Source organism: Telluria sp. B2 (assembly GCF_051789535.1).
Classification (GTDB): domain Bacteria; phylum Pseudomonadota; class Gammaproteobacteria; order Burkholderiales; family Burkholderiaceae_D; genus Telluria.
The window spans coordinates 4,805,297-4,823,619 of record NZ_CP196525.1 but is presented as its reverse complement, the minus strand read 5'-3'; the positions used below and the strand labels follow the sequence as shown (position 1 = coordinate 4,823,619).

General features: G+C 65.8%; 14 protein-coding genes and 1 riboswitch. Of the genes, 13 read left to right on the top strand and 1 reads right to left on the bottom strand.

Annotated features, from left to right (window positions below):
- The first annotated feature begins 182 nt into the window (after positions 1-182).
- The 11 genes from ACSUZJ_RS21310 (at position 183) to ACSUZJ_RS21260 (ending at position 14,206) form a co-directional block, all read left to right on the top strand.
- On the top strand, positions 183-2,309 hold the full coding sequence (locus tag ACSUZJ_RS21310; RefSeq protein ID WP_499411524.1) for a hypothetical protein: 2,127 nt from the start codon (positions 183-185) through the stop codon (positions 2,307-2,309).
- 123 nt (positions 2,310-2,432) lie between these two features.
- Positions 2,433-2,729 (top strand): hypothetical protein, encoded by a 297-nt coding sequence (locus ACSUZJ_RS21305; RefSeq protein WP_499411522.1) that lies wholly within the window; start codon positions 2,433-2,435, stop codon positions 2,727-2,729.
- A gap of 49 nt (positions 2,730-2,778) precedes the next feature.
- A riboswitch (TPP riboswitch) is annotated at positions 2,779-2,885 on the top strand.
- Positions 2,886-2,954: 69 nt separating this feature from the next.
- Positions 2,955-4,868 (top strand): phosphomethylpyrimidine synthase ThiC, encoded by a 1,914-nt coding sequence (gene thiC, locus ACSUZJ_RS21300; protein ID WP_499411521.1) that lies wholly within the window; start codon positions 2,955-2,957, stop codon positions 4,866-4,868.
- Between the two features lie 2 nt (positions 4,869-4,870).
- On the top strand, positions 4,871-5,074 hold the full coding sequence (gene thiS / locus ACSUZJ_RS21295; RefSeq protein WP_499411519.1) for a sulfur carrier protein ThiS: 204 nt from the start codon (positions 4,871-4,873) through the stop codon (positions 5,072-5,074).
- Positions 5,075-5,245: 171 nt separating this feature from the next.
- Positions 5,246-6,028, top strand: coding sequence for a thiazole synthase (locus ACSUZJ_RS21290; RefSeq protein WP_499411518.1), 783 nt, complete (start codon positions 5,246-5,248; stop codon positions 6,026-6,028).
- The gene (thiD, locus tag ACSUZJ_RS21285; protein WP_499411516.1) at positions 6,025-6,798 is read left to right on the top strand and encodes a bifunctional hydroxymethylpyrimidine kinase/phosphomethylpyrimidine kinase; all 774 of its coding nucleotides are present in this window, start codon (positions 6,025-6,027) and stop codon (positions 6,796-6,798) included. Before ACSUZJ_RS21290 ends, thiD begins: the two co-directional genes overlap by 4 nt.
- Positions 6,799-6,806: 8 nt before the next feature.
- Positions 6,807-7,415 (top strand): thiamine phosphate synthase, encoded by a 609-nt coding sequence (gene thiE, locus ACSUZJ_RS21280; protein ID WP_499411515.1) that lies wholly within the window; start codon positions 6,807-6,809, stop codon positions 7,413-7,415.
- A gap of 820 nt (positions 7,416-8,235) precedes the next feature.
- Entirely contained in the window at positions 8,236-8,712 is a 477-nt protein-coding gene (locus tag ACSUZJ_RS21275) for a chemotaxis protein CheW (protein WP_499411513.1), read from the top strand.
- 19 nt (positions 8,713-8,731) lie between these two features.
- Entirely contained in the window at positions 8,732-10,456 is a 1,725-nt protein-coding gene (locus ACSUZJ_RS21270) for a methyl-accepting chemotaxis protein (protein WP_499411512.1), read from the top strand.
- 411 nt (positions 10,457-10,867) lie between these two features.
- A complete protein-coding gene (locus ACSUZJ_RS21265; RefSeq protein ID WP_499411510.1) occupies positions 10,868-13,423 on the top strand; it encodes a TonB-dependent receptor plug domain-containing protein in 2,556 nt (851 codons plus the stop codon).
- Positions 13,424-13,513: 90 nt separating this feature from the next.
- The gene (locus ACSUZJ_RS21260; protein ID WP_499411509.1) at positions 13,514-14,206 is read left to right on the top strand and encodes an ion channel; all 693 of its coding nucleotides are present in this window, start codon (positions 13,514-13,516) and stop codon (positions 14,204-14,206) included.
- 59 nt (positions 14,207-14,265) lie between these two features.
- Here the strand turns inward: ACSUZJ_RS21260 and ACSUZJ_RS21255 are convergent, their stop codons facing one another.
- On the bottom strand, positions 14,266-15,831 hold the full coding sequence (locus ACSUZJ_RS21255; RefSeq protein WP_499411507.1) for a S8 family serine peptidase: 1,566 nt from the start codon (positions 15,829-15,831) through the stop codon (positions 14,266-14,268).
- A gap of 353 nt (positions 15,832-16,184) precedes the next feature.
- Between ACSUZJ_RS21255 and ACSUZJ_RS21250 the strand changes: the two genes are divergently transcribed.
- Together ACSUZJ_RS21250 and ACSUZJ_RS21245 are read left to right on the top strand one after the other, a co-directional pair.
- Positions 16,185-17,291 (top strand): S-(hydroxymethyl)glutathione dehydrogenase/class III alcohol dehydrogenase, encoded by a 1,107-nt coding sequence (locus tag ACSUZJ_RS21250; RefSeq protein WP_499411505.1) that lies wholly within the window; start codon positions 16,185-16,187, stop codon positions 17,289-17,291.
- Between the two features lie 117 nt (positions 17,292-17,408).
- Positions 17,409-18,041 (top strand): hypothetical protein, encoded by a 633-nt coding sequence (locus ACSUZJ_RS21245; protein ID WP_499411504.1) that lies wholly within the window; start codon positions 17,409-17,411, stop codon positions 18,039-18,041.
- Positions 18,042-18,323 lie beyond the last annotated feature (282 nt).

Here is an 18,323-nt window from a genome sequence, read left to right as displayed (position 1 = left end):
CAGGCCTAAAAGCAACAGCCTCGACGAATCGGGCAGTCCTCCCGGGTGGTCCAAGCAAGACATGCGTCTCGAGAGAAGGAGGCAAGTCTGTTGCGTAACAGGAAACACAGGCGTGCGCACCGGCGGACTGGCCTGGCTGGCGTCCCCGCGCACGCAACGATGGCTGCGTCGAGGAGGAGAACATGTCACAACTTGATCCGACTGGCGTCGAGAACGCCAGCGAAGACACTTTGGTGGAAAACAACGGGCAGATGAGCTACGAAGAGGCATCCAGCCTGACCAACGGCGAACTGGGCATGGGTGAGCCGCACGACACGGCGCCGACCGGGGCCGCGCCGGAAGCCTTGCCCATCCCGCAGCCGCCGCTGCCGATCCCGACGCCGGTCCCGCGGACTCCGCTTCCGCCGCTCCCCGTCATCAAGAAAGCCGTGAGCGGCTGCTACGCGGGCGCGCTGGGCGCCTTCCAGGTCGAACTGCGGGTTGACGTCGACCGCACCCGGCCCATGAAGCGCGTGAGCGGCGACTTCTTCCAGACGGTCGGCAAGACCGTGTCGTACTACGGTTCCTTCGTGGTGGACAGCCCGGCCATCACGGTGAGCCCGAACAAGATCGTCGTGAAGGGCCTGGGCCGCTTCACCTTTGCCGCAGGCTCGCCCGTGGTGCAGGTCACGATACCGCGGGTCAGCCTGTTCCAGCCCCAGGCCGCGGCGACCCTGCAGTTCTTCAGTATCACCAATGTGCCGGGCGCGTCCTACCATTGCACGTTCGCGTCCCACCACTTCCGCAACGTGCGTATCGAAACCGACTGCGTGTCGGACCTGACCACGCCGCAGTTCGCCAGCTACAACACGGGCTCGCTGCCGTCCGGCGGCGCCGCGCGCATACTGAGCGTGGTGGGCGCGTATGCCGAAGCCGGCATCGGCATGGCGCCGACCGCCGGGAACAACGTGATCGACATCAGTGCCGCGGGCGCGAATGCCACCTGGAGCAATGCCGAGCTGCATGCGTCGATGCAGAAGCATTTCTCGCTGTGGAGCGACCTGCAGCAATGGTGCGTCTGGCAACTGGTCGCGCAACAGCACGACCTCGGCCCGACCCTGTACGGCATCATGTTCGACCAGGAGGGCAAGCAGCGCCAGGGCTGCGCGGTGTTCCATGCAGGGATAGGCGGGACCACGGCCGAACAGCTGCGGCTCCAGCTCTACACCTATGTGCATGAACTCGGGCACTGCTTCAACCTGATGCACTCCTGGCAGAAGGAATATGCCTCGCCGTCGAAGCCGAACCGTCCGGAGTCGCTGTCCTGGATGAACTACCCGTGGTACTACCCGAAGGGCGGCGCGGCGGGATACTGGAGCAGTTTCGATTTCCGTTTCGACGACGAGGAACTGATCCACCTGCGCCATGGTTTCCGCAACGACGTCATCATGGGCGGGAACGATTTCACCGTGGGAGCTTCGCTGGGACGCGAGGTGATGGCCGACCCGATCTCCGACGAGTCGGGCCTGGTGCTGTCGATCTCGACCCACCAGAAGAGCTTCGCGCTGGGCGAGCCGGTCGTGCTCGAACTGAAGCTGAGGACCACCGACACGCGCGGACGCCGCGCCCACACCTGGCTGCACCCGAACTACGGTCTCGTCAGGGTCGTCATCAGCAGGCCGGGCGGGCAGGTGTGCGCCTACGAACCCCTGATCGACCACCTGGTCGGCGACCGCCAGACGGTCGTCGGCGTGGGCGACGAGATCAAGGACAGCGCCTACATCGGCTACGGCAAGGGCGGCTTCTACTTCGACCAGCCGGGGCAATACCGGGTCAGGGCCGCCTATGCCGCGCTCGACGGGTCGCAGGTGCTGTCGGACATCCTGACGATCCGCGTGCGCTATCCGGTCAGCGAAGACGACGATAAACTGGCCGAACTGTTCCTGGGCGAGGACCAGGGCGCGCTGCTTTACCTGCAGGGTTCGGACAATGAGACCCTGCGCTCGGGCAACGAGGCCTTCGACGAGGTGCTCGACCGCTTCGATGCCCATCCGCTGGCGACCTATGCCCGCATGGTGAAAGGCGTGAATGCCGGCAGGACCTTCAAGACCGTGAATGCCGGCGCGGGCAAGCTCGTTACCGTGCGTCCGCCGAAGACCGAAGAGAGCATATCGCTGCTCTCGCGGGCGACCGACGCCCAGGTGCTCGATCCGGTGTCGCAAGGGGAGGTGCTGTCCTGTCTCGCCTATGTCCAGAACGCGATCGGGGACGAGGAAGGGGCGAAGCGCACCCTGAAGAAAACGCCGGGACGGGGCAGCCGGAAGGCCTGAGTGAATCCCTGGGCGCATCGGGGCTGGACCGCCGCCGTGCTGGCGGCGGTCTTGTCTGAACAGGCCTGCGATACCCGCGGCCTGTCCAGGGTTCCTGTCGCAAAAACCGAGAATGCGAGGACGATGATGACATTACGTGTAAGGCTGGGCGAGGGCTTTCAGAACGATACGGTGAGCGTGCGGGTCAACGGCGAGCAGGTGTTCCACAAGGCCGGGGTCAGCACGGACTGGACGATTTCACGGGCCGATTCGGTGGAGGTGAAGACCGCCGGGGCTAGCGTGCAACTGGAAGTGACGGTGGAGAACGGGCCGCGCGCCGTCCAGGACATCCAGCCGGCCCAGACTCCCTTCGTCGAGGTGCGCCTGGTGAGCGGCGAGCTGCAACTGCTGCCGATGGACGGGGAGCCGCCGATGTTGTGACCCACGCCGGAAAGGATGGGCTATAATCCTTTCCGTTGCCGAATTGGCAGCAAAACGCTAGGGGTCCTGCTGGTGCGACAAGCGCCACGCGGGTGAGAAATACCCTCTGAACCTGATCTGGATAATGCCAGCGAAGGGAAGCTTCCGAGATAACGCGGTCGTGCGCACGCACGCGCCTGCACCACTCTCCGCCTCCTTTGCTGGCTCCTCACGCAAAGGAGCCACATGAATGCCCCGCTGAAGTTCGACGCCGCCACCGCCCGGGTGGACAGCGCCGCCATCGAACCCTTCCCGAATTCGACCAAGGTCTATATCGAGGGCAGCCGCCCCGACATCCGCGTGCCGATGCGTGCCGTCGCCCAGAGCGACACGCCGGCCAGCTTCGGCGGCGAGACCAACCCGCCGGTCTTCGTCTACGATACCTCCGGTCCCTACACCGATCCCGCCGCCAGCATCGACATCCGCCGCGGCCTGCCGGCCCTGCGCCGCGGCTGGATCGACGAGCGCGGCGACACCGAGGAACTGCCGGGACCGAGCTCGCGCTACGGTCAGGAGCGCCTGCAGGACGCCAGCCTGGACGCGCTGCGTTTCGAGCTGACGCGCAAGCCGCGCCGCGCGAAGGAGGGCGCGAACGTCACCCAGATGCACTACGCGCGGCGCGGCATCATCACGCCCGAGATGGAGTTCATCGCCCTGCGCGAGAACCTGCGCCGCAAGGAGTACCTGGCCGCCCTGGAAGCCTCCGGGGCTATGGGCAGGCGCACGGCCGAGCTGCTCGGGCGCCAGCATCCGGGCCAGTCCTCCGGCGCGGCCATCCCGCCTGAAATCACCCCGGAATTCGTGCGTGAGGAAGTGGCGCGCGGACGCGCCATCATCCCGGCCAACATCAACCATCCGGAAAGCGAACCGATGATCATCGGCCGCAACTTCCTGGTCAAAATTAACGCCAACATCGGCAACTCGGCCGTCACTTCCTCGATCGGCGAAGAGGTCGAGAAGATGACCTGGGCGATCCGCTGGGGTGCCGACAACGTGATGGACCTTTCCACCGGCAAGCACATCCACGAGACGCGCGAATGGATCATCCGCAACAGCCCGGTCCCCATCGGCACCGTGCCGATCTACCAGGCACTGGAAAAGGTCAACGGCAAGGCCGAGGACCTGACCTGGGAGATCTACCGCGACACCCTGATCGAACAGGCCGAGCAGGGCGTCGACTACTTCACCATCCACGCCGGCGTGCGCCTGGCCTTCGTGCCGATGACGGCGAAGCGCCTGACCGGCATAGTCTCGCGCGGCGGCTCGATCATGGCCAAGTGGTGCCTGGCCCACCACAAGGAATCCTTCCTGTACACGCATTTCGAGGAGATCTGCGCGATCATGAAGCGGTACGACGTCGCCTTCAGCCTGGGCGACGGCCTGCGTCCGGGCTCGATCTACGACGCCAACGACGAAGCGCAACTGGCCGAGCTGAAGACGCTCGGCGAACTGACGCAAATCGCCTGGAAGCACGACGTGCAGGTGATGATCGAAGGGCCGGGCCACGTGCCGTTGCACATGATTCGCGAGAACATGAGCCTGCAACTGGAACAGTGCCATGAGGCGCCGTTCTACACCCTGGGCCCGCTCACCACCGACATCGCGCCCGGCTACGACCACATCACCTCCGGCATCGGCGCCGCCCACATCGGCTGGTACGGCACCGCCATGCTGTGCTACGTCACGCCGAAAGAGCACCTGGGCCTGCCCGACAAGGAGGACGTCAAGGACGGCATCATCACCTACAAGATCGCCGCCCACGCGGCCGACCTGGCCAAGGGCCATCCCGGCGCCCAGATCCGCGACAACGCGCTCTCGAAGGCACGCTTCGAGTTCCGTTGGGAAGACCAGTTCAACCTCGGCCTGGACCCCGACAAGGCGCGCAGCTTCCACGACGAGACCCTGCCGAAAGATTCGGCCAAGGTCGCCCACTTCTGCTCGATGTGCGGCCCGCACTTCTGCTCGATGAAGATCACCCAGGAGGTGCGCGAGTACGCGGCCGCCAGCGGCGTCGGCGAAGAAAAGGCGCTGGCCCAGGGCATGCAGGAAAAGGCGATCGAATTCGTGCGCGGCGGCGCCAGGCTCTATCGCGAGGTCTGACCATGCTGGAGATCGAACTGAACGGAGAACCCCATCAGGTGCGGCCGGGCGGCTCGCTCGGCGAGCTCGTCGAGGAGCTTGGCATCGGCAAGCAGGCAGTGGCGCTGGCGGTGAACCGCCAGGTGGTGCCGCGCCAGCAGTGGAACGAACGCCTGCTCGTGCAGCGGGACCGTGTGGACATCGTGCGCGCCATCGGTGGCGGCTAGAGGACCTACCCCGGCAGGGACGAGTCGTTGCTGACGCGCCTGACAAGCGGGGGCTGCGTTGCTCGTCGTTGCATGGCTCGCCATGCGGCCTCCTCGCGCCTTGCCCGCGCTTGCCATCCATCGTCATCAACTTCCTCTTCCCTACCGGGATAGGTCCTAAAGGAGAACATCATGAACCAAGACTTCCTCACCATTGCGGGCAAGCAGTACCGCTCGCGCCTGCTGGTCGGCAGCGGCAAGTACCGCGACCTCATCGAGACCCGCGAGGCTACCCTGGCGGCCGAAGCCGAGATCGTGACCGTGGCGATCCGCCGCGTGAACATCGGCCAGGACCCGAACGCGCCCAGCCTGCTGGACGTGCTGCCGCCGTCGAACTTCACCATCCTGCCGAATACGGCCGGCTGCTATAACGCCAAGGACGCGGTCTACACGCTGCAGATGGCGCGCGAGCTCTTGAATGGCCACAAGCTGGTCAAGCTCGAGGTGCTGGGCGACGAAAAAACCCTGTTCCCGCACATGCCGGAAACCCTGAAGGCGGCCGAGACCCTGGTGCGCGACGGCTTCGACGTCATGGTCTACTGCAGCGATGACCCGGTGCAGGCCAGGATCCTGCAGGAGATCGGCTGTGTCGCCGTGATGCCGCTGGCCTCGCTGATCGGCTCGGGCATGGGTATCCTGAATCCCTGGAACCTGTCATTGATCATCGAGCAGGCATCGGTGCCGGTGCTGGTCGACGCCGGCGTCGGCACGGCGTCGGATGCGGCCATCGCCATGGAGCTGGGCTGCGACGGCGTGCTGATGAACACCGCGATCGCGGCGGCGCGCGAGCCGGTGCGCATGGCGCGGGCGATGAAACTGGCGGTGCAGGCCGGGCGCGAGGCCTGGCTGGCCGGGCGCATGCCCAAGCGCTTCGCCGCTTCCCCATCCTCGCCGCAGGAAGGGCGCATCGCATGAGCCATCCCGCCGTGCCGGCGGTGCTGGTCTTCGCCGGCCTCGACCCCGGCGGCGGGGCGGGGCTGGCGGCCGACGTGCTGGCCATCGCCGCCCAGGGCGCGCATGCGCTGCCGGTGGCCACCGCGCTGACCGTGCAGGACAACAACCGCGTGCATGCCGTCCAGCCGGTCGACGCCGGCTTCGTGCTGGCCCAGGCCCAGGCCCTGGTCGCTACCTGCGACATCCGCGCGGTCAAGCTCGGCATCCCGGGCAGCCGCGCGAATGCGCGCGCGATCGCGGGCCTGCTGCGTACCCTGCGCGCGCGCGACCCCGGCCTGCCGATCGTGCTCGATCCGGTGCTGGCCAGCGGCCATGGCGACGCGCTGGCCGAAGACGATCCGCTCGACATCGTGGGCGAATTGCTGGCGCTGGCGACCATCGCCCTGCCGAACGAGCCGGAGGCATGCGCCATCGGCGACTTCCCCTGCGAGCACCTGCTGCTCACCGGCGGGCACGGCGAGCGCCGCTTCGTCGAGAACCGCTGGACCACCCACGGGCGCCTGGTGCGGCGCTGGCGCTGGCCGCGCCTGCCCGGCGAGTTTCACGGCAGCGGCTGCACCCTGGCGGCCAGTGTGGCGGGCCGGCTGGCGCTGGGCGAGCCGATGGAAGCGGCGCTGGCCGCCGCCCAGGCCTACTGCCACGACGCGCTGGCGCGCGCCTTCGTCATCGCACCGGGCCAGCGCATCCCGCGCCGCTTTTTTCTTTCTAACGCGCTTCAAGGAACACCATGAGGAACACCATGCGAGGACTGTATCTCGTCACCCCGAACTGGAACGACACCGAGCGCCTGCTCGCCAGCACCGAAGCGGCGCTGCGCGGCGGCGCGGCGCTCGTGCAGTACCGCCACAAGGAGGCCGACGCGGCCCTGCGCCTGGAGCAGGCGGAGGCGCTGCTGGCGCTGTGCCGGCGTTACGGGCGCCCCTTGGTGGTGAATGACCACCTCGACCTGTGCGTGCGTCTCGACGCCGACGGCGTGCACCTGGGCGGCACCGACCTGGGCATCGAACAGGCGCGACGCCAGCTCGGGCCCGAAAAAATCGTCGGTGCTTCCTGCTACGGCCAGATGGCGCTGGCGCGCGCGGCCCAATTGGCCGGGGCCAGCTATGCGGCCTTCGGCGGCTTCTATCCGTCGCAGGTGAAGAAGTACGACTTCGTCACCGATCCCGCGCTGCTCGACCAGGCGCGCGCCGAACTGGCGCTGCCGATCGTCGTCATCGGCGGCATGACGGCGGCGAACGCCGCGCCGCTGGTGGCGCGCGGAGCCAGCATGGTGGCGGCGATCACCAGCGTGTACGGCGACGCCGATCCGGAAGGGGCGGCGCGGCGCTTCGCCAGCCTGTTCGCATAGCGGTGGGAAAGCGCGGATTTCCGGCCGCGCCGAAGCTCTATACTGGCGTGGTCGACAATGGATCAGGGAAGTGGGGTACAACTTTGCACGAATACAAAATGCAATCGTCAAGGCAGCACGGCAAGCTGTTGGCTGCGTTGGGGCGAAGCTTGTCCCGAAATCGCTTGTTGGCGATATCGCTGTTGGCAAGTGCCTCGCCGGCACTTGCAATCCCCCCGCCACCGCACAAACCTCCTCTGCTGCGCGAAGCCAGGATGACTGCGATGGTTCAGTTAATCGAAGCAGATAATGGACGCGTAACCAGGGTTACCAGGCTCTGTCAGGTCAGCGGAAAGATTCCTGTCTATGCCGATGACGGCAATGCCGCTTCCTTTCATAGTTGGAAGGTTCCGGGTTGCAGCATGTCCAGGAATGGAGAGAATCTGGCTGTATCGGTATGGGGAGCAAAGGCGATATCGAAAGACTTTGTTTCCTATGCGACTGCAACCGTGAGCGTCGTCCCGCCCGATGCGGTCCGGCTCTGTCCCGATTTATGTGGGCCACAACCATTGGCCGATTCTCGAGCAGAAATTCGGGTAAGCGGTTCTCCCAGGTCCATGAGGTTCAGCTTGAACGCGAACCCTGTTTCCATGTTGAACGCCAAGCCAAGCGTTTGGCTCGAAGCCGATATCGAGATTGTTGACTGATTTGCCACGCTGGAACGGTTGACACTTTAGTTGCGGCAGCGAGACAGGCAGAGAGGTCCGGCGCATTCCCTGTTTATTGCCGCAAGGCAAAAATATATAATGCCCGGGACTTATCTCATTTGTACTGGACGCACATGGACACTAACTTGATGAACGACGGCGTGCTCGAGGCACTGGCTTTCAAACTTGGCAACGAAGAATACGGTATCAAGATTTTGAAAGTGCAGGAAATCCGCGGCTACGAGTCGGTGACGCGCATCGCGAGCGCGCCGGAACACGTCAAGGGCGTGGTCAACCTGCGCGGCACCATCGTGCCGATCGTCGACATGCGCATCAAGTTCAAGCTCGGCACGCCGACCTACAACCAGTTCACCGTCGTGATCATCCTGAACATCCAGGACCGTGTGGTGGGCATGGTGGTCGACTCGGTCTCGGACGTGATCTCGCTCACCCCCGAGCAGGTCAGGCCGGCCCCGGACATGGGCGGCGCCCTGAATACCGACTACCTGATCGGCCTGGGTACCGTGGACGAGCGCATGATCATCCTGGTCGACATCGACCGCCTGATGTCGTCCGAGGAAATGGGCGTCATCGACAGCGTCGCCGCCTGACGCGCCAGTGGAGTCGACGATGAAACAACTGAAGGTAGGAACCCGCCTCGGGCTGGGGTTCGCCCTGGTACTGGCCATGCTGCTGGCGGTGATCGTGTTCGGCATCGCCAAGCTCGGCGCGCTCAACGAGGGCACCAGGGTGATGGCGCTGGAAGCCTATCCGAAGGTGGTGGTGGCCCAGAACCTGGCCGACCGCGTCAACCGCACCGCGCGCACGCTGCGCGACCTGCTGTTGCTGGACGAGCCGGCGGCGAACAAGAAGAACCTCGCGACGCTGGCCACCAGCCGCAAGGAAACCGACGAGATGTTCGCCCAGCTCGACAAGCAGATCGTTTCCGAGTACGGCGTGAAGAAACTGCGCGTCTACAAGGCTGCGTATGCGCAGTACATCGACGCCGTCGACCAGGTGCTCAGGCTGCACGCCGCAGGCGAACGCGAGGCGGCGGTCGCGCTTCTGCTGGGCCCGGCGCGCAAGCTGCAAAGCGCCGTGTTCATTGCGTCCAATGAAGTGATCGAACACCAGGGCGACACCATGCAGGCCACCTACGAGGCGGCGGAAGCAAGCTATGCCCTCGGCCGCAACGCCATGCTGGTGCTCGGCGCCCTGGCCCTGCTGGGCGGCGCCGTAGCGGGCACCCTGATCACGCGCTCCCTGCTGCGCCAGCTCGGCGGCGAGCCGGGCTATGCGGCGCAGGTGGCCGGCGAAATCGCGGCCGGTAACCTGGCGGTCGCGATCGAGACGCGTGCCAACGACCGCTCCAGCCTGCTGTACGCGATCCGCGGCATGCGCGACAGCCTGGCCGGCATCGTCAGCCAGGTGCGCAGCGGCACCGACGCCATCGCCCTTGCCTCGGGCGAGATCAACGCCGGCAACCAGGACCTGTCGAGCCGCACCGAACAGCAGGCCTCCTCGCTCGAGGAAACCGCCTCGTCGATGGAAGAACTGACTTCCACCGTGCGCCAGAACGCCGACAATGCGCGCCAGGCCCATCAGTTGACGGCCGCGGCGTCGGGCGTGGCGCTGCGCGGTGGCGAGGTCGTGGCCCAGGTGGTCGAGACCATGGGCGCGATCAACGTCTCCTCGCGCCGCGTGGTCGACATCATCGGCGTCATCGACGGCATCGCCTTCCAAACGAATATCCTCGCGCTCAACGCGGCGGTCGAGGCGGCGCGCGCCGGCGAGCAGGGGCGCGGCTTCGCGGTCGTGGCCTCGGAGGTGCGCAACCTGGCGCAGCGCTCGGCCGCGGCAGCCAAGGAAATCAAGCTGCTCATCGGCGACTCGGTCGAGCGGGTCGACGCCGGCAGCGCGCTGGTGGCCCAGGCCGGCGCGACGATGCAGGAAGTGGTCGAGAGCGTGCGCCGCGTGAGCGACGTGGTGGCCGAGATCAGCGCCGCGACCGCCGAGCAGAGCGAAGGCATCGAGCAGGTCAACGGCGCGATCGCACAAATGGACCAGGTGACCCAGCAGAATTCGGCCCTGGTCGAGGAAGCCGCGGCGGCGGCCGAGTCCATGCAGGAGCAGGCCGGCCGCCTGCACGCGCTGGTGGCGGTGTTCCGCCTGGCCGAAGGGCAGGGCGCGCCGGCAGCTGCGCCAGTGCCGGCCCGTACTGCGGCGACGCCGGTCCGCGCCCTGGCGCCGGTGGTGGCAAAGCCTGCACCGCGCCAGCCCGCCGCTACCGGGCCACAGTCGGCCGCGCAGCGCAAGGAGCCGGTCACTGCGGGGAACGACTGGGAAGAGTTCTGAGCGTTCTCCTGCGAGGGTGAAAGCATCCCGCCTCGTGGCAAAAGCAAACCCGGTGGGCACGGGGCGCCCACCCTACAGGTCTTCGCGGAGCGGCGGCGAGGGCCATGCTGCATCCTCTCGCCTGCCAAGAGCATAAGCATAGTCAAATTAATTCGTTCCAAACCGCAACACCGGGCGGCTATAGTTCGCCTGTCAATGCAACACACACACGCCGTATGCCTCACTCCTGCTTCACCTGTCCCTGCTGTCCCGCACTATGCTGCCGCTCCTTGATGCGGCCGAGCATGTGCACCTCTTCCTGATTCGCACCGCCCGCACCGCCTTTTAAACAGCGCTGTTCACCCGACCCGGCTGCATGCCAGGGACGGCGGCGCCGTATTCGCATCCAGTTTTCTTACTTCATCAAACAATATGTTCAAACCACTCGCCATTGCCCTGGCTGTCGCCTCGGCCTTCCCCGCCATCTCCGCCGCCCAGCAGATGGAACGCGTCGTCGTCACCGGATCGAGCATCCGCACCACCCAGAAAGAGGGCGCCAGCGCCGTGCAGGTGCTCAGCGCCAGGGACCTGGCCGCCAGCGGCAAGACCAGCGTCGCCGACGTCCTGCGCTCGCTCTCGGCCAATAGCGGCAACAGCTACAACGAGCAGTTCACCGCCAGCTTCTCGGCCGGCACCTCGGGCCTGTCGCTGCGCGGCCTGGGCCAGAAGAACACCCTGGTCCTGGTCAACGGCAAGCGCGTCAGCAGCTATGCCACGGCGCAGAACCTGCAGGAAGTCTTCGTCGACCTGAACAGCCTGCCGATGGCGGCGGTGCAGCGCATCGAAGTGTTGAAGGACGGCGCCTCGTCGGTCTACGGTTCGGACGCGGTGGCCGGCGTGGTCAACATCATCCTGTACAAGGAGTTCACCGGCACCCAGGCCAGCGTCCAGGTCGGTAAATCGACTGAAGGCACCGGCCAGGACGAGCGCAGCTTCGCACTGCAGACCGGCGCCGGCGACCTGGCGGAAAAGGGCTGGAGCGTGGTGTTCTCGGTGGACGGCACGAAGCGCGACAAGCTGCAGCAGAGCGACGTGGCGTGGATGCGCGGCTCGGACTTCCGCGACCAGCCGAACGGCATGCTGGCCTGGACCCCGACCAACTACTTCGGCACCGACCCGACCCGCCTGCTCGGCGGCGTCCAGGGCCTGCTGGCGCTGACGCCCTATGGCGAGATCACCCCGGGCAAGAGCGGCCAGGTGCTGGCGTATAACCCGGCCCCCTACAAGACCCTGGTCCCCGGCGTCGAGCGCCTGCACACGTCGCTGCGCGGCACGCTCAAGCTGAACGACAACGCCGAAGCCTATGCCGACCTGCTGTACGGCTACAGCAAGGCCGAGCAGACCTTCAGTGCCCCGCTCACGGTCGGCAGCGGCCTGCGCGCCTGGAACGACGAGCGCCAGGCGCTGGACGACATCGCCGTGGTGCTGCCGGTCGGCCACCCGAACAACCCGGGCAGCACGCCGCTGCCCTTCAACGCCACCCTGTTCGACCTCGGCCCGCGCATGAAGCAGGACAAGGTGGACTTCCACCGCGTGCTGTTCGGCGTGAACGGCAGCTGGCAGGGCTGGGACTATGATGCATCGATCGGCCACTCGGCCAGCAAGATGAAGGAAACGGTGCAGAACTTCGTCAACCGCTACGAGTTCGAAAAGGTGCTGCTTGATGGCAGCTACAACTTCGCCGACCAGTCGCAGAACAGCGAGGCGGTGCGCGAGCGGCTGCGCCTGTCGACGCTGCGCCCGGCCAAGGCCGAACTGCTGGTCGCCGACTTCACCGCCTCGCGCACCCTGGCCGAACTGCCGGCCGGCGCGCTCGGCTTCGCCGTTGGCGCCCAGTGGCGCCAGGAGAAGATGGACTCGCAGACCTCGTCCGCGGTCCTGACCGGCACCGAACTGCGCCCGGCCATCAACATCATCGACGGCCAGCGCAAGGTCGGCGCCCTGTTCAGCGAGCTGAACATCCCGGTGCTGAAGGACCTGAGCGTCAACCTGGCCGGCCGCGCCGACCACTACGACGACTTCGGCAGCGCCTTCTCGCCCAAGGGCAGCGTGCGCTGGCAGGCCGCGCCCTGGCTGCTGCTGCGCGGTACCGTGTCGCGCGGCTTCCGCGCGCCTTCGCTGCCCGAGATCACCAACTCGACCGCGGTGAGCTACGGTTCCGTGGTCGACGCGCGCGACCCGATCTCGCCGACCCAGCCGCGCGGCGTGACCAACATCACGATCGCCAACGACGCCCTGCGTCCGGAACGCGCGAAGAACATCAATCTCGGCTTCGTGATCGCACCCAACGCCAACAGCAGCATCGGCATCGATTACTACCGCATCCGCACCAGCGGCGTGATCGGCACCGAAAGCGCGGACAACATCCTCGCCAATGAGGCGGCAGCGCCGGAAAAGGTCGCGCGCGACGCCGACGGCCGCATCGTGACCCTGTACCGCCAGTACGCCAACATGGGCGACCGGCTGGCCAGCGGCATCGACATCGACCTGCGCCACCGCATCCGTAACACGGGCTGGGGCAGCCTGAACCTGAATGCGCAGCTGAGCCGCGTGTTCAAGTTCTCGGAGCCGCTGTCCGTGGGCGCGCCGCTGACCAACGGCGCCGGCACCAACTGGTTCGGCTCGATCCCGAAGTGGCGCGGCGTGACCTCGGCGACCTGGGAGCTGGGCGCGTGGAGCAACACCCTGAGCTGGAACTACGTCGACGGCTACGCCCAGCCGACGCGTAACTTCGAGCGCGTGGCCTCGATCGGCACCTTCGACCTGAACGTCGGCTACAAGCTCAGCGAGGCCACTTCGCTCAACTTCGTGGTGCTGAACCTGGGCGACGAGAAGCCGTCGTGGACCTCGTCGAGCGCGTTCTTCGACAACACCCAGACCGATCCGCGCGGCCGCTTCGCCTCGGTCAAGCTGAGCCACAAGTTCTAAGGCAAGTCCTGAAGGCATGCCGGCCGTGCACGCATCGTGCCCGGCCGGCGCAGTGGTTTGCCCGGGTTTGCATACAATAGGCGCGTCTCCATGCTTACCGAAGAGAAGCCGATGCGCCTGCTCCGCCTGATCGTCCATACCCGGCGTCATCCGTCCGCCATCCTGCTGCTGGCCCAGTTGCTGGGCATGCTGCTGTATCCCTTCCTGGAGCGGACCCAGTTCGGCCACGTGACCTTCAATGCCTTCGGCATCGTCATCCTCACCTTCACCACCAACATGGTGCGGCGCACGCCCGGCCATACCTGGATCAGCGCGGCCATGGCCGTGCCGATCATCGCGCTGCTGACGGCGCAGATGCTGTTCGGGCTGTCTTACCTGCAACCCTGGTCCTCGGGCCTGGAAGCGCTGTTCTACTTCTATGCGGCCGGCAGCCTGATCGCCTATATGATGGAAGACCGCAAGGTCACGCGCGACGAACTGTTCGCGGCCGGCGCCACCTTCACCCTGCTGGCCTGGGGTTTTACGCATCTCTACATCGTGGTCCAGGCCCTGTCGCCGGGCTCCTTCGCCTCCGCCATCAATTCCGACCTGCCGCGTACCTGGACCGAGCTGAATTACCTGAGCTTTGCGCTGCTGTCGAGCACCGGGATCGGCGACGTCATTCCGCTCACCGTGCAGGCGCGCGCGCTGGCCAGCGTCGAGATGTTTGCCGGCGTGATGTACCTGGCGACGGTGGTGGCGCGCCTGATCGGGCTGACGATGCAGCCGCGTCCCAAGGACTGAGCCGATAAAAAAATGCCGCTCGGCTTGCGCCGGACGGCATTCGCGCCAGCGCGGCTGGCTTATTTGCCGCAGCCCAGCGACTTGATGCGGTCGTAGGCGGCTTTCGCCTGCACCAGGCCGTAGCCATACTTGGTGTCGCGGCCGGCGGCGCCCAGGTCTTGCGCGCTCTTGCCGAGCGAGCTGCGGATCTGGACGGCGGTACAGGTCGGGAAGTAGCTCCAGACCAGTGCCGCGACGGCCGACACGTGCGGCGTGGCCATCGAGGTGCCGTCGTAGTAGGCGTAGTTCGAGGTCTTGATGCCGACGGTGGCGGTCTGGCCCAGCTGGCCCTTCATCGCCGCGCCCTCGAGATCGGTGGCGGTGACCGACGGGATGTTGGTCACGGTAGTGCCCAGCGTGCCGCCGAAGGAGCCCGCCACGTTGTTGTACACCACGGCGCCGACGCCGCCGCTGGCCTGGCAGTTCGAGACCTTGGTCGAGAAGTCCACCGTGCCGCGCTGGATCAGGCAGACCTTGCCCGACACGGCGGTGTTGACCTTGTCGCCGATGCCGAAGTCGGCCAATGGGGCGGTCGCGGTCTTGACCGGCGAGCCTTCCATCGCGCCCGGCGCGTAGGTGGTCGAGCCCACCGTCAGGACGGCTTCCTGGCCGGCGCCCATCGGGACGGTCGACAGCACGCCGACGCCGGGACCTGCCAGCTCGACCTTGCTGTTGTACTGCGAGAAGGTGGCCCACTGCTTGTTCTCGTCGACCGCACCGACCGAGACCACGCTGGCGTAGCCGGCAGGGTAGGATGCGCGGGTGTTGCCGTCGTTACCGGCGGCGGCGATGCTCAGGATGCCGGCCGCTTCCAGCGAGGCAAAGGTGTTCTTCTCGGTGTTGTTCGACATCGAGCCGCCCAGCGACATCGAGATGACGTTGGCGCCCGCGGCCTTGCACTTGTTGGCGGCCGAGGACAGGGTCGACGAGTAGGCCCAGGCGTCCTTGCCGAAGACCTTCACGATGTGCAGCTTGAGCTGCTTGTTGGCGTTCACGCCGACCACGCCGGTGCCGCTGTTGTTGATCGCAGCGATGGTGCCGGCGACGTGGGTGCCGTGGTGGTTCTCGTCGGTGTACCACCAGCCGGTGCCGCTGTCGTATTCGCCGGTGACGGCATTGCCCGATAGGTCTTCGTGGCTGTTGTCGTAGCCGGAGTCGATGATGCAGACCTTGCGGTTGGCGGCAACGGAGTCGGTCAACTGGTCGGCCTGGACCATCTTGATGCCGTAAGGCACCAGCTGGCCGGTGGCATACGGCGTGCCGGTCGACGGGCTGGTCAGGGCCAGCGGATAGCGCCTCGCGTCTTCCTCGACGTACTCGACGTTCGGGTTGTTCTGCAGGCCCTTGAGGGCTGCGACGGGCACCTCGATGGCCATGGCGTTGGCGCCGAAGATTTCGTGTTTCACTGCGCCTTTGGCGGCGGCGACGACGCCTTTCACGGCCGCTTTCGCGCCTGGCTTGAATGCAACGATGACGCGGGTGGTGTCCGCTGGCGCGGCGCTGGCGGAATTGCAGAGCATCCCGGCGGCGGCCGCAAGCATGCACAGGCTGAGGGTGGTTGACGCGCGGGTGAATCGTTGAACCATGTGACTTCTCCGTATGAAAGCCTATAGGAATGCCGCGATCTCTATGGTCGCGTGCACGTTTGGTACAAACGTTGATTACCGTAAAGACGGTTCGGCCAGTGTAGGCACGGAAGTATGTATATGGCAATTGCCAACTAAAGCGTGCGCAGCCTTTGTTGCAACGTTGCGTCAAGGCACAATTGAAAATGATATAAACCGATAAACGGTGCTATATTTTTGGCCCACCCCGATGTGCATTTGCAGCAATCCTGGCGGGGAGGAGCGCGGCAAGGATCGTGCTGGCTTGGTATGATGGCAAAATTGTGCGGCTGATCTTCAGTCCGCGTTCATCCATCTCATGTAGAGGAAAGCACATGAAAACCAAGGCAGCAATTGCATGGAAGGCGGGTCAGCCGCTGACGATCGAAGAAGTCGAACTCGAGGGTCCGAAGGCGGGCGAGGTACTGGTCGAAGTCAAGGCGACCGGCATCTGCCATACCGACTACTACACCCTGTCGGGCGCCGACCCGGAAGGCCTGTTCCCGGCCATCCTCGGCCATGAAGGCGCGGGCGTGGTGGTCGACGTCGGCCCGGGCGTCACCAGCGTCAGGAAGGACGACCACGTCATTCCGCTGTACACGCCGGAATGCCGCCAGTGCAAATTCTGCCTCTCGCAAAAGACCAACCTGTGCCAGGCGATCCGCTCCACCCAGGGCCGTGGCCTGATGCCCGATGCGACGTCCCGCTTCTCGCTCGACGGCAAGCCGATCTACCACTACATGGGCACTTCGACGTTCTCGAACTACATCGTCGTTCCTGAGATCGCCCTGGCCAAGGTCCGTTCCGACGCGCCTTTCGACAAGATCTGCTACATCGGCTGCGGGGTCACGACCGGCATCGGCGCCGTGATCTTCACGGCGAAAGTGGAAGCTGGCGCCAACGTGGTCGTGTTCGGCCTGGGCGGCATCGGCCTGAACGTGATCCAGGCGGCGAAGATGGTCGGCGCCGACAAGATCATCGGCGTGGACATCAACCCGGCCCGTGAAGAGATGGCGCGCAAGTTCGGCATGACCCACTTCGTCAATCCGAAAGAAGTCGGCAACGTGGTCGACGCCATCGTCCAGCTGACCGACGGCGGCGCCGATTACTCGTTCGAATGCATCGGCAACGTCAATACGATGCGCCAGGCGCTGGAATGCTGCCACAAGGGCTGGGGCCAGTCGATCATCATCGGCGTGGCGGAAGCCGGCGCCGAGATCTCGACCCGTCCGTTCCAGCTGGTGACCGGCCGCGAGTGGAAGGGTTCGGCCTTCGGCGGCGCACGCGGCCGCACCGACGTGCCGAAGATCGTCGACTGGTACATGGAAAACAAGATCAATATCGACGACCTGATCACCCACCACCTGCCGCTGGACCGCATCAACGAAGGTTTCGACCTGATGAAGTCGGGCGAGTCGATCCGCTCGGTCGTCGTGTACTAAAACCTCCGCTTTTCTGTCGCCTGTTCCGCGAAAGCGACCGTTCGTCGCACGGCGCGGGCAGGCGCCAGCCGCCTGTCCTATTCTTTCTCCATCGACACCCGCTCATGGAGAAAGATCATGCCTGAATCCCGCTTCGCCTCCCGCTCCCTGAAACAGCCCCTGCTGCTGGCCGTGCTGGCCTGTGCCTGCGCGCTGCCCCTGCTGCCGGTCCAGGCAGGCGAGGGCAGGACCATCAACTACAACACGCAGGTCAGCGATGGCGGCGAGCCGTTCGCGCTGGCGCGCGGCGCCAGCAGCGTGGTCACCGGCGACAGCGCCGACAGCAAGCGCTTCAAGGAACTCAAGCGCAGCGTGAAGGGCGACTTCCTCTGGTTCCGCAGCAACGGCAAGGAATACATCGTGCAGGATCCCGCCACCCTCAGGCGCGTGAACGACGCCTGGGCCCCGATGGGAGAAATCGGGGCGCAGATGGGCGGGCAGGGCGCGGAAATGGGCCGCCACGGCGCCTCCATGGGCGCGCTCGGCGCCAAGATGGCGCTGGCGGCGATCACCTTCAACGAGGAAAAGATGGAGGCGCTGGGCAAGCAGATGGAGGAAGCCGGCAAGCCGATGGAAGCGAGCGGCAAGAAGATGGAAGAGCTGGGCAAGAAGATGGAGCAGGAACAGCGCAACGCCGAGCGCACCGTGCGCGGCGTGATCAGGGAGTCCTTGCAGAACGGGACGGCCAGGCCGGTCGCGGTGCGCGGCTGAGAGCCAGCGCGTGAACGGGAAGGCCGGGATGCTTGCGCACCCCGGCCTTTTGTTTGGGCACGCGGCCTCATCCGTAGGGTGGGCACCCCGTGCCCACGCGAACGCTCGAACAGTGGCAGCGGTTGTTCTGACGAGGAAGCTGCAGTTCGGCGGCGCTTGTCAAAGCGTTTCGTTGGCGCCGCAAGTCATGGCAGCGCTTCGGAGTGACAACGGCATGCCGCCGACTGCGGATCAGCACGTAACACGTGGGCACGGGGTGCCCACCCTACGATTACCGCAAAC